The sequence below is a fragment of the Aquiflexum sp. genome (assembly GCF_041751335.1).
In the GTDB taxonomy this organism is placed as follows: domain Bacteria; phylum Bacteroidota; class Bacteroidia; order Cytophagales; family Cyclobacteriaceae; genus Aquiflexum.
The window spans coordinates 1-12,571 of the sequence record NZ_JBGSXS010000287.1 but is presented as its reverse complement, the minus strand read 5'-3'; the positions used below and the strand labels follow the sequence as shown (position 1 = coordinate 12,571).

Genomic DNA, 12,571 nt, shown 5'->3' with positions numbered 1-12,571 from the left:
CCACCTCACTTAATCCAATTCTCCGCTCCCCGAGCTTGCCGAGGGGTATTTTTAGGATTACGCGATTGGAAGGTACGAGGAATCTTCAGTGGTTCTATTTATGTAAATATTTATAATTTTCTGATCCTCGTGGGACTATGCTCCGATAACATCATTGGTACTGGATTGGCCGGCTCTATTGTTTCAACAAAATAATAATGGAACGACAAAAGTGGCAAAAGAATACAAAAGTTACTGAATATTAACTTTTGGTGATAGAGTCTTTTGTTCCCTTTTGTTTCTCTTGTGGTTCAAATTAAATTTCATATGTATTTATCCACAATGATGCCGGTGGCCAAATATCATTGGGGCTTTTCAAAAAATCTGTCAATTGTAGGCACGAGGAATCTTTACAATCGACAAGATGATTTTCACTAAACACAAAAAAGCCTATTGAGATTTTCCTCAATAGGCTTTTATCAATGCCAAAGAATTAGAATTACTTCTGTCCTTTAGGTAAGACATTGGATATCAATGATACTTTCTCAATAGGTTCAGAAGCATTTGAATAAACCCTGATCACTGAGTTTTGCTTTCCCATTTTACCAGTTGAATTAAAAACCACTTTCAATTCGCCTGTAGTTCCTGGTGCAATAGGCTCTTTTGGCCAATTCGGGGCAGTACATCCGCAAGTCACAGCCACATTCTGAATCATCAGCGGAGAATTTCCGGTGTTTTTGAATAAGAAAGTGTGCTCGACCTTATCTCCTTGGGTAATGTCTCCAAAGTCGATGGATTTCTCCTGGAATTCGATTACAGGACCAGCTTGTTCTTGGGCGTAGGCGGTTAGGGTGAATATTGTCACCACCATTAGTAAAAACATCTTTTTCATAGTTGATCTCATTTAGTTTAATTTTCTAAATCATTTGTATTAATGTAAAACCTTTGGTTAAAGTTCACCATAAACAGTTCTTTCTTTGCTCGGGTCATCGCCGTATACATCCATCGAAGATAATCCTGATTAATCATATCATCCGTGAGGTAGCCTTGGTCTACGAAGACTGCATCCCATTGACCACCTTGGGCTTTATGACATGTCAATGCATACGAAAACTTCACTTGCAACGCCGAAAGATAAGAATCTTTTTTTATCAATTCCATCCTTTCTGTTTTGCCGACCACATCGGCATAATCTTCTGATACTTGGCGGTATAGATCCTTGTACTGCTCAGAGGTCAGTGAAGGATGTGGACTATGAAGCGTGTCCAATATGACTTTTGCTTCAAAGTATGGCTCTTCAGGGTAATCAATTAACCTTAACTCCAAGGTTGCAAATCTCAAGCCATACATATCTTCAAATGAACGAATTTTGATTACTTCTGCAAAATCACCGTTCGCCAAAAAACTAACACGATCAGAATCAGCCATGTAAGTATAATTATTTTTGACAATCATCAGGATATCACCTGCGTTGATTTCATCTTCAAAAAAATGAATCGTCTGACGTATATATTGATTGTACTGTACGGCTGCTTTATTTGACCTGGTCACTATAATGGTACTTTCGATCCCATATTTTTGATAGGCATACCTCAGTCCGTCTTCCAGTTTTTCACCTGTCATTCGAAAAAAATCTTTAAATCCTTTGGTGACCAACTGCACCTGTGGATTTTCCAACCACATATTACCTCTAAGCATCGTGGCGTTGTACAAAATTCCTGAAGTCAATTGTTGGCGCATTACTTCTGTCAACTCAATCCCCTCTGCTTGTAACCTAAAATGAACAATCAAATAGTCTTTGTCGAGGGCAGGACTTTGCGAACTTCCAACGGGTGGGAGTTGGGCGATATCCCCTACCATCAATAACTTATTGGAGGATTCCTGAAAAACAAAATTGATCAGATCCCTCAGAAGACTCCTCCCTCCGATGGCTTCATCTGCCAACATGGAAGATTCATCCACAATAAACAGGGTGTCTTTATAATAATTTTTCTGAAGGTTAAACCCTTGTCCCAAGTCACCGATTTCACCCTTAGGCTTATAAATAATTTTATGGATAGTAAAAGCTGATTTGTTGCTGTAATTGCCCATCACCTTGGCTGCACGTCCAGTAGGTGCCAAAAGAAGTGACTTTAATTTCAATCTTGGCAAGGTTTTGACCAATGCAGAAATCAAAGAAGTTTTACCTGTTCCAGCATATCCTCTCAAAAGAAAAGTGGGGTTTTTTGGATTTTCTTTCCCAAAAAATAAATCCATCTTTTCAAAAAAGCCCAATTGACCGGAAGTTGGTTCAAATGGAAAATTTCTTTTCAAAAGAAGCGAAGGCTTTAGTACAGCTTCATTATCTTTACTCATCATCAATGACGAAGCTAAGAGATAAATGACAATTTTGGAAGAAGATATCCATGAGAAATTTGGAGGCAGGTTAAGAACACGTGTAAATGGTGTTTTGATTCAAGATGATAAGATATTAATGATAAAACATAACATGGGCAATGGAAAATACTTTTGGAATGTACCAGGTGGGGGAATGAAATTTGGGAGCTCAAGTACTGAAAATCTTAAAAGAGAATTTAAAGAGGAAACAGGGTTAGAAATTTCTGTAGAAAATTTTCTATGCACATATGAATATCTAAAGCCACCACTTCATGCAGTAGAACTTTACTTTGAAGTTCAACAAACAGGAGGTAAACTGAAAATGGGAATTGATCCAGAGCTATCAGAAGATAGGCAATTAATCACTGAAATTGGATTCTTTGACATCAAAAAATTGGGTTCTATCAAAAATGAGGAGAAACACAGGCTATTTTGGGGAATAAAATCCACGAATGATGTGAGATTATGGAAAGGATATTTTAATTTTGAAAATAATTACATAAAATAGCGTTCTCATCACTAATACCATCAACTTTATTTACAGATTAAATCAAGCCAAAAAATGACACTAACAAGAATTTTATCGATTGTTTTCCTAATTGCAGCTATTGGCCTCGGATACATGTTATTTAGAAGTGTGGACGACGTAATGCAAGAGGAAAAAAGAATTGCAGCTACTGAAGCTAGAATAATTGAAAAACTTCAAATGCTTAGGGATGCTCAGACTGCCTACATAGCCACCAATGGTGAGTATGCAGGAAACTGGAATGACCTTAGAAATTTTGTGCAGAATGGAAAGATCTGGTTGGTGCAAAGAAAGGAAACAACAAAATTATTGGAATACGGTAAAGAAGAAATCATTGTTGAATTGGACACATTGGGTTCTGTTTATGTAATGGACTCCTTATTCAATGAAAGAAAATATCCAAACTTCAATCTTGATAATCTTCATGTAGTACCAGGTTCTGGTGGAAAAGAGTTTGAATTCTTTGCTGACAAAGTAGAAAGAAACCAAAGACAAATACCTGTTTTTGAAATCAGAGATCCAGATCCAATCAATCCAAAAAGAAGAGCAAATAATAAAGAAAAAGCCCTTCGCGTTGGTTCAAGAACTGATTCCTCTACTTCTGGAAACTGGGAGTAATCTTGGCTATAAGATCTGATAATATCATCGAAAAAAAAATTTACTGCGATAAGTTTGATGCACAAAACGTATCAAACTTATCGCTTTTCTTATTTGAAGACCATTATTTTTATTTTGCTAAAGATCAAAATGGGAAAGTTCTTGCAATTCATAAGCAATCCTATGAAAATCCGAGGTCACTGAATTATAGGCTCAAAGAAGATCGATTGTACCAATTAGATGTTCGAACAAGAGTTTATAATTATACTTCTCCTTTTTCTTTAATTCCAGGTCCATTTTTTGACTCAACCTTATCATCTGTATTTCTATTCTTTTCAAAAAAACCCGTAGAAAACAGTATGGTGTATGACACGAGCCTCGAAAGTAACAACCTTCACTTAGTGGGTTCAATTAGAAAGGGTTTGGCTGACATCCTTTCTGAAAATAAGTCGGAAATCAGTTTCCATCACGGCGCAACTTCATTTCTTTCCTACGTACTGAAAGAAAAATTCAATCTCCTAAGCCAAGAAATTTTGATTTTGATGCAAAAAAATCACTTTTATCTTGTTGCCTTTTCCAATCAGGAAATAGTTCTTTTTAATAAATTCGAGATCGGCAATAGAGAAGATATACTGAAATATATCATGGGTATAACCAGCCAATTGGAATTTAACAAAAACTATTTCAGACTAACCATATTTGGAGATACCCTTCTTCATCAAATTGATAAAGAATGGATTTCCCAATACTTTAGAAACATTAATATTATGTCTCCCATCCCAAATATTCAGTATCATGAAGGGGCTGAAAAATTTCAAAATCCTGGGGTATTTGAATCCTATTGGGAACTTCCGTAATCATTGATACATGAAGAAAACAGCAATATTCCCAGGTTCCTTTGATCCCTTTACCAAAGGACATCATGACATTGTCATAAGGAGTCTCAATATTTTTGATGAAGTGATTATTGCGATTGGTTTTAATTCTGCCAAACACAACAGATATTTCGAGGTCGACCTGATGGTTAAAAAAATATCGGAGATTTATCAGGACAATACGCAAGTCAAAGTGGTGGTATACAATGAACTTACTTCCACATTGGCAAAAAAACATCAGGCCAACTTTTTGGTAAGGGGTTTAAGAAATACAACAGATTTTGAGTATGAAAACACAATCAGTCAAATGAACAGAAATCTCAATGCTGATCTTGAAACTGTTTTTTTGATTACATCTCCCCAGTTTGCTGCAGTAAGTTCCACTATCATTCGGGAAGTGCACAGATATGGAGGGGAAGTGAAAAATTACCTTCCTTACACTTTATGAAGCTTGGGTACGAGTTTCAAATACCTTTTGTATAAATACCTCATTGAGGGATAAGAATTCACCAATGCTGTTTTTGCTTCATGGTGGCCCATCCATCTGATATCTGCGATTCCCTCCTCTTTTTGGGGTTTCATATCCACATCGCTCAAGCATTCCATAGCATACCAGTAGGTTTTTTTCAAGATACTTTTTCTGTCATGTGTATAGGTATGCCATGTTTTACAGATTTCGGGACCAATTTTAACTTTGATATTGCATTCCTCTTCCACCTCTCTTTGCGCACATTCTTCAGGGGTTTCACCCCTTTCAAATTTTCCTTTTGGCAAATCCCATTTATTGAGCCTATGGATAAAAAGGACTTTGTCTCCTTTGGTCACTACCCCTCCCGCAGCTTTGATAACCGTGTACCTGCTCTTGATAAACAATTTCATCTGAGGTTTGTCTTTGGCAACTATAGTGACAGAATCAAGGTGTTTTAGCTTTCTAGTACGCAAGAGGTACAACAATTTGATTATTACGTCTTTTGTCGGCTCAATAATCAACACATCATCATGAAAATCGCCTGTAGCTGGAATATCAACGGGGTGGTCATAAACACACTCAAAAGTTTTGTCAGCTGGCAATTCCTCAGGAGTAAATAAATCCAGAGGTTTATCGTTGATAAAAATCTTCATGACCGACGGGATTTTCTTGGTAGATTTTCAAATATTTAACTCAAAAATGCATAAAATTTTTAAGCCTGCACAATACCCACTTACTTTTTATCCCTTAATTTTATGCCATGGAATTACTCAACAAAAAAACCGCTTCAGAAATAGCCACCAAACTATTGGAAATAGAAGCCATACGACTTCAGCCATCAAAACCTTTTACCTGGGCATCAGGATGGAAATCACCCATCTATTGTGATAACAGACTATCTCTTTCATACCCAGATGTTAGAACATTTATTAAATTATGTCTTTCACAGGCAGTTAGACAACACTTTTCAACCGCTGAATCAATTGCAGGTGTCGCTACAGCGGGGATACCTCAGGGGGCACTCTTAGCTGACGAACTCAAGCTTCCCTTTATCTATGTAAGATCCAAACCCAAAGGTCACGGAATGGAAAACATGATAGAAGGTAAAGTCATACCGGGACAAAAAGTAGTTGTGGTAGAAGATTTAGTTTCTACAGGAGGAAGCTCCTTAAAAGCAGTGGTGGATTTAAAAGCAGCTGGTTTTGAGGTTCTTGGAATGGTTGCCATTTTTACCTATGGCTTTGAAATCGCCAAAAAGAATTTTGAAGAAGCTGGTGTGCAACTTATTTGCCTGAGTGATTACTCTGCCATGTTACCGCAGGCCTTGGCCAATGATTATATAGATGACAATACATTGGCATCATTGGTAGAATGGAGAAAAGACCCTGCTTCCTGGAATCCTTAAGATCCACGGGGTCAACCGACATCGGTCATCGGACAATTTTCCCCTTCAAAACTTCTCCTCGATTCCCAACCCAAAAAGCGCAAAATCATATTTGACAGGATCTTGAGGATCAAATTCCCTTAATTTACTTGTCAATTCTTTTGCGGTTTGCCAGTCGGTTTGTTTCCGGGTTATCAATCCCAGTTTTCGTGCCACCCTGTCCACATGGAGGTCACAGGGACAAATCAACTGATAAGGTTTAATCGTTTTCCATATCCCAAAATCCACTCCATTTCCATCCTGTCTGACCATCCACCTCAAAAACATATTCAGTCTTTTACATGCTGAATTCCTCTTAGGGGTTGCTACATGCTTTCTTGTTCTGTTTGGAGCATGCGGAAGATTGAAGAAATAATCATGGAAATTAGTTAAAAGCTTTTCTACAATATCCATTTCAGGAGTCCATCCAATGGTGAAGGCGTTTTCTAGGCTATCGTGTTTTTGATAATACCATGAAAAAAAATCAATGAAATAGAGTGCATCCATATCATTGAAAGTGCGGTGCTTGAAATCCAGAAATGGTTTGAGTTCCGATTCCGAATGATTGAGGACAAAATCATGCGGGGAATTATCCATCATAGCCATCAGCTCCAGGCATTTGTTGATGATGGTCTTTCTTTGACCCCAAGCTAAAGTTGCCGCAAAAAAACCGGCAATTTCGATATCCTGAGGTTTACTGAACCGATGGGGAACCGAAACAGGGTCCAATTCGATAAAACTATGTTGATTATATTGGATTACCTTTTGGTCCAAAAAACTTCTGATATCCATTACAGGGCAACTTTCACTTCTCCGCCCTGAATCCCGTCAAACCATTTGAAAAGTAAGTTATTATCTTTTTTCTCTGAAAGATGCCAGTCAAAACATTTGATATTGGTCAGGGAAGTAAGTTTATCAGAATCCGGGTCATAAAGACAGATATCAAAGTCAGGTAGTTCTTTGGAGTCTGTAGAATTCCATCTTTCAAGCAAAATACCTTCATCCATCAACCTTACTTTACTTCCAAAATAGTAATCCTGAAGTACAGAAGGTATTCCATCAGTTCTCCTCAATTCAAAACAGGAAGGTCCAAACATAATCTGTTTGTGCATTTTAGCTTCCAGCAGGGCATTAGGTTGGTTTAAAGGTTTCCAATCCGATTCAAGAACCTCGACATTGTCTTTTCCACTTCTCAATCCTGCCAATAATCTTGATATCCCAGAAAAGATATAGGTTAAACCAATTAAAACCAGTCCAAAAGTGGCCATTATAGGATAGGATATCACAAAAAAGACATTCCATATAAACCTGAAAAAATGATGAAAGATTAATTGCAACTTTTTCATTCTACCTATGTCAATATGAGATTTCTACAGGAAATCTGGCATTTACAGCTCTTAGTTGTTCAAAGGCAGCCTTAGAAAGTTTGATGATCAACCTGGTGTTGTCACCTGTTTCAGGAAGTTTTCCGACTACCCTTGCAAATATGGTGATGTCATTTTCTTCATTTCTGACCCTCATGATAGTCCCAACCGGAGCATCTCTGTGCAGTACCAAATATTTTTTATGGTTTCCAGTTCCTTCAATCAATTCGGCAAGACCCGTTTGTTTTATGTTTTTATAAGCTGTGTTATCATCTTCGTCTGATGCTCGACTGCTTAAAGTAGCATTCGTCCTTTCATTGTTGATGATAACAGGGACAGAGGAAGTTACTACAGGTACATTTGAATTGGCCTCCCTTCCTACTTTGAGCTTTTGGCCAACGGAGATATTATTAGAAGATAGCGCATTCCAAGTAATGATATCCTCCATGTTTGCATCGTATTTTTTCGAAATAGCAAACAGTGTCTCTCCTTGTCCTACGGTATGGGTAATCCAATCACCTGGTAGGTTTGCTCCAATGCGCTCAGGATTCCTACTTGCCACTGGCTTTTCTTCAACAGCTTTTTCTGCTGGCTTTGAAATGGTTTCATTTCCAGATTTGGAAACTACTGGCTTTTCTGAGGATGAAGGTACAGGAGTTGTGGAAGAAGGAGTCGTAGGAGCAGCTTTTTGTGGTGCTGCTGCTTTTTCTGCTACACCTTCAATAATCAAGGATTGGCCAACACTCAGGTCAGTACCTTGAAGGTTATTCCATTTTAAAACATCACTTACCGTTACATTGTACCTTTTGGAGATGGCGAACAAAGTTTCTCCAGGTTCTACTTTATGTAGCTTAGCCCCCTCAGGCAATACAGCTTTGGCAATAAAAGGGACTTTAATCCTTTGTCCCAATTTAAGACCTTCCTGAAGTTGCGCATTGTTTTGGATGATTTCATTTACAGCAACTTGATACCTTCTTGAAATGCCAAACAAGGTTTCCCTCTCCTCCACTTGATGTATAATGAAGGATTTATCCCCAATTTTTTCAATACCAATAGAATCTCTCAATATCAATTCGGATGCTTTAGCTCCAAAACTTAGAGCGATACAAAATCCTAAAACAACTATGTTTTTCATAAAGTCTTTAACCTACTTTTTTGTGCAAAGTTCAGATTTATTTTTTCATTTGCAAGGAAAGAAATCCCTAATGGCAATAATCCCACCTCATTAGAATTAAAACGAAAATTGCCCAATTTATTTCAACAATCAATCATTTTTGAAAAACCTAGAATGAATTCATTGTGGTTAATTCTAAGGAAACCTTAAAATCATCTTAACTTTTATCATAAGGCTAACTAATCTATAATCCATCTATCAAAAGATTAACCCCTCTAAACTAAAATCTATATTTTCCTGTCACAAATTGCACTTATTTAATCACTATAAATTTAAACTTCAATATGAAAAAAAGAATATTTACCAAAATGTGTTTTTTGGGATTAGGTATGTTGCTGCTTGTTTTAAGACCGCAATACACCCTTTTTGCCCAACAAATTGACATGAGTCAATTCAAAGAAATGAAAGCCCGCAGTGTAGGTCCCGCTGCAATGAGCGGTAGAATTACAGCCATTGATGCTGTCGATGACAACCCAACAATCATGTATGCTGGTTCGGCATCAGGTGGTCTGTGGAAATCCACCTCGGGAGGCATTACTTGGAAACCGATTTTTGATGAAGAAAAAGTCCACTCGATCGGTGCCATTTCCATTTACCAAAAAAACCCGAATATCATTTGGGTCGGTACTGGAGAGGGTAACCCTAGAAATTCCCTGAATATGGGATATGGTGTTTACAGGTCTTTGGATGCCGGTAAAACATGGCAAATGATGGGTCTGGAAAAAACCAGGGCAATCCACAGAATAATCGTACATCCTGACGATCCCAATACAGTTTTTGTCGGAGCTATTGGTTCTCCATGGGGAGAACAAGAGGAAAGAGGAGTCTATAAAACCACAGACGGAGGTAAAACTTGGAATAAGATTCTTTATGCAGATACCAAAACAGGTGTCGGCGAGATGATTATGGATCCAAACAATCCCAATAAGATCTTTGTCAATATGTGGGAACATCGTCGCTATCCATGGTTTTTTAATTCAGGAGGCGCTTCGTCAGGTTTGTTTGTAACGCATGATGGAGGCGACAACTGGAAAAAATTAGATGATAAAAATGGGTTACCCAAGGGAACTTTGGGTAGGATGGGTCTTGCCATATCCAAAGCTAATAGCAATAAGGTATATGCTTTGGTAGAATCTACCAAGAATGCCCTGTATGTTTCAGAGGATGGGGGTGATAATTTTAAAATGGTAAATGACAAACCTGAAATCGGTGACAGACCTTTTTACTATTTTGAAATCCATGCTGATCCAAAAAATCCTGACAGAATTTATACTCTTTATTCAAGGGTAGGAATGAGTGAAGATGGCGGACGTACTTTCACCCAATTGCTTTCTTATGCTGGTGTTCACCCAGACCATCATGCCTGGTATATCAATCCCAATGATCCAAACCTAATGATCGATGGAAATGATGGCGGTCTAAACATTACTCGTGACGGAGGAAAAACCTGGTATTTTGCTGAAAACATTCCTGTAGGACAATGGTACCACATCAATGTGGACAATGAAGTCCCTTACAATATTTATGGCGGCCTTCAGGACAACGGTAGCTGGTTCGGACCTGCTTATGTTTGGAGAAGAGACGGCATCAGAAACACCTATTGGCAAGAAATCCAATTCGGGGATGGTTTTGACGTTGTATCAGATCCTGAAAATTCCAGATATGGTTATTCCATGTCACAGGGAGGAAATGTCACTCGATTTGACAAAGAAACAGGACATAAAAGAACAATCAAACCTACACATCCGGATAAAGACATCTTCTTAAGATTCAACTGGAATGCAGCAATAGCCCAAGATCCTCATGATGCAGCTACCATTTATTATGGTAGCCAGTTCTTGCATAAGAGTACAGACAGAGGTGAAACATGGGAAATCATTTCTCCGGATTTATCAACAAATGATCCTGAAAAACAAAAGCAGCAGGAAACAGGTGGGCTAACCTTTGATATCACAGGTGCAGAAAATCACACGACCATTATTGCCATTGCACCAAGTCCCGTAGATAAAAATGTGATCTGGGTAGGTACTGATGATGGAAATGTACAGGTAACAAAAGATGGTGGAAAAACATGGTCAAATACTGCAGACAAGCTCACAGGTTTACCAAAAGCGAGTTGGATCCCACAGATTCAGGCGTCAAAGTATGATGCAGGAGAAGCATGGATTGTAGCAAACAATTACAGGAACAATGATTTTTCAGCTTATGCTTATCGAACCAAAAATTATGGCAGTACCTATGAAAGGATAGCAGATGACAATAAAGTGTGGGGATTTACCCTTTCTATCATCCAAGATCCTGTCGAACCAAATTTGGTATTCCTAGGAACAGAATTTGGATTGTATGTGAGTTTTGACAATGCCAAGTCCTGGAATCAATGGAGACATGGCTATCCCAATGCTGTTTCCACTTATGACATGGTCATACAGGAAAGAGAAGCTGATTTGGTGATCGGTACCTTTGGACGTTCAATTTATGTTTTGGATGATATCAGGCCCTTAAGACTCTTTGCCAAAAACCTAGGCAAAGCTCCTACTGATAAAATCAATGCCATTCCTTCTTCAGATGCTTATCAGGCCGAAATTCATCAGCCTCATGGAGAGCGATTTCCTGCGGACGGCAAATATGCCGCTGAAAATAGGCCATTGGGCGGGAGGTTGAGTTTTGTCATCAATGATCCCGGTAAAGAGAAACTGGATTCTGTGACTGTTTCCATCTTTGATGCAGCAGGTCAACAAATCAGGACCATCAAAAAACTTCCATCGCATGGGGTCAATCAGGTAATCTGGAATCTAGATCGCAAAACCTCTGCCGATACGCCACCTAGGAGAGGTGGTGGCGGTGAAGGTTCAGGTAGTCGCGGATTCTTTGAACAAAGTGGAGGAGATGCACTCCCAGGAACTTATAAAGTAGTCTATCAATATGGCGATGCCAGTACTGAGGGGTCCATATCAGTCCATACGGATCCTAGAATAAAGACAGATGTGGCAAGTCTAAAAGCACGTGAAGAATTCATTAAGCAGACAGAAGTATTATCCGCCGAAGTCATGAAAGCCACAAGACAGCTTGATGATGCCAAAAATACAGTGGATAAAATCCTGACCTTCGCCAAAGGTGTTGATGATGCAGAAGTAAAAGAATTGGTAAAACTTGCAGAGGAGACTAAGAAAAAAATAGACACCACAAGAGAGGCATTCTACGGGCCTACCAGAGAAGGCCAAGGGATTGTCAGGAATTTGTACCCGACTACCATGACCAGATTATATGCCCCAAGAAGCTACGCAAACTCCTCTTACCAAGCTCCCGGACAAACTGAGGAAAGGTTATTGCAACAGGCCAAAGAAAGTGCTGAAGAGGCGCTGAAAGTATGGAATGAGTTCTTTGAAAATGACTGGAAAGCATTTGAGGAGAAAGCCAGAAATACCAAAATTGATGTTTTCAAGGAAATTGAGAATGTGGAGGTGAAGTAGTGTGATTGCTTTATAAATTGTGAAAGGACGGGAGACCGAAGACCGAAGATGGTTACATTTAAATATTTAGGTTTGAAGTAATGAAATAACCGCCATAGTAAACTGTGGTGGTTATTTATTTTTCCCATCTTGTCGTAGTTTGGCGTTGGCGCTTGGGGAATCTGCAATTACCTTTATTCCATTACTCAATATTAGATTTATTCAAGATGGATTTGAAGGCTAAACCATAATCATTCTTCTCAAAAAAAAATATTTTCATAAAGCTATTGCATGTTAATTTTTATTGTGTATTATTGTTATAGTTTACATTGATTGAGG

At 38.4% G+C, this 12,571-nt stretch carries 13 protein-coding genes; 7 read left to right on the top strand and 6 right to left on the bottom strand.

What is annotated here, in order from left to right:
- The coding region (locus ACEW8U_RS16250) for a hypothetical protein (protein ID WP_373523105.1) at positions 1 to 195 on the top strand (195 nt) is incomplete at its 5' end.
- A 283-nt stretch (positions 196 to 478) separates the two neighbouring features.
- Here ACEW8U_RS16250 and ACEW8U_RS16245 read toward each other — a convergent pair.
- A complete protein-coding gene (locus ACEW8U_RS16245) occupies positions 479 to 871 on the bottom strand; it encodes a DUF1573 domain-containing protein (RefSeq protein ID WP_373523104.1) in 393 nt (130 codons plus the stop codon).
- Between the two features lie 17 nt (positions 872 to 888).
- Positions 889 to 2,337: an ATP-dependent RecD-like DNA helicase gene (locus tag ACEW8U_RS16240; protein ID WP_373523103.1), complete on the bottom strand. Its 1,449-nt coding sequence runs from the start codon at positions 2,335 to 2,337 to the stop codon at positions 889 to 891.
- 22 nt (positions 2,338 to 2,359) lie between these two features.
- Here ACEW8U_RS16240 and ACEW8U_RS16235 point away from each other — a divergent pair, with 22 nt between their 5' ends.
- The 4 genes from ACEW8U_RS16235 to coaD are packed head-to-tail and all read left to right on the top strand — an operon-like array spanning position 2,360 to position 4,801.
- On the top strand, positions 2,360 to 2,863 hold the full coding sequence (locus ACEW8U_RS16235) for an NUDIX domain-containing protein (RefSeq protein ID WP_373523102.1): 504 nt from the start codon (positions 2,360 to 2,362) through the stop codon (positions 2,861 to 2,863).
- 54 nt (positions 2,864 to 2,917) lie between these two features.
- Positions 2,918 to 3,499, top strand: a complete 582-nt coding sequence (locus tag ACEW8U_RS16230; protein WP_373523101.1) for a hypothetical protein — start codon at positions 2,918 to 2,920, stop codon at positions 3,497 to 3,499.
- Between the two features lie 2 nt (positions 3,500 to 3,501).
- The gene (locus ACEW8U_RS16225) at positions 3,502 to 4,335 is read left to right on the top strand and encodes a DUF3822 family protein (protein ID WP_373523100.1); all 834 of its coding nucleotides are present in this window, start codon (positions 3,502 to 3,504) and stop codon (positions 4,333 to 4,335) included.
- A 10-nt stretch (positions 4,336 to 4,345) separates the two neighbouring features.
- Positions 4,346 to 4,801, top strand: coding sequence for a pantetheine-phosphate adenylyltransferase (gene coaD, locus ACEW8U_RS16220; RefSeq protein ID WP_373523099.1), 456 nt, complete (start codon positions 4,346 to 4,348; stop codon positions 4,799 to 4,801).
- Here coaD and ACEW8U_RS16215 read toward each other — a convergent pair.
- A complete protein-coding gene (locus ACEW8U_RS16215; RefSeq protein ID WP_373523098.1) occupies positions 4,789 to 5,475 on the bottom strand; it encodes an NUDIX hydrolase in 687 nt (228 codons plus the stop codon). The two genes, coaD and ACEW8U_RS16215, sit on opposite strands and share 13 nt — an antisense overlap.
- A gap of 107 nt (positions 5,476 to 5,582) precedes the next feature.
- Between ACEW8U_RS16215 and pyrE the strand changes: the two genes are divergently transcribed.
- A complete protein-coding gene (gene pyrE, locus ACEW8U_RS16210) occupies positions 5,583 to 6,227 on the top strand; it encodes an orotate phosphoribosyltransferase (RefSeq protein WP_373523097.1) in 645 nt (214 codons plus the stop codon).
- 45 nt (positions 6,228 to 6,272) lie between these two features.
- Here the strand turns inward: pyrE and ACEW8U_RS16205 are convergent, their stop codons facing one another.
- The 3 genes from ACEW8U_RS16205 to ACEW8U_RS16195 are packed head-to-tail and all read right to left on the bottom strand — an operon-like array spanning position 6,273 to position 8,744.
- Entirely contained in the window at positions 6,273 to 7,037 is a 765-nt protein-coding gene (locus tag ACEW8U_RS16205; protein ID WP_373523096.1) for a TIGR02757 family protein, read from the bottom strand.
- Positions 7,037 to 7,591, bottom strand: a complete 555-nt coding sequence (locus ACEW8U_RS16200) for a hypothetical protein (RefSeq protein ID WP_373523095.1) — start codon at positions 7,589 to 7,591, stop codon at positions 7,037 to 7,039. Before ACEW8U_RS16200 ends, ACEW8U_RS16205 begins: the two co-directional genes overlap by 1 nt.
- Positions 7,592 to 7,601: 10 nt before the next feature.
- On the bottom strand, positions 7,602 to 8,744 hold the full coding sequence (locus ACEW8U_RS16195) for a LysM peptidoglycan-binding domain-containing protein (protein WP_373523094.1): 1,143 nt from the start codon (positions 8,742 to 8,744) through the stop codon (positions 7,602 to 7,604).
- Between the two features lie 347 nt (positions 8,745 to 9,091).
- On the opposite strand from ACEW8U_RS16195, the gene ACEW8U_RS16190 reads away from it, so the two are divergent.
- A complete protein-coding gene (locus ACEW8U_RS16190) occupies positions 9,092 to 12,253 on the top strand; it encodes a WD40/YVTN/BNR-like repeat-containing protein (protein ID WP_373523106.1) in 3,162 nt (1,053 codons plus the stop codon).
- The last annotated feature ends 318 nt before the right edge of the window (positions 12,254 to 12,571 follow it).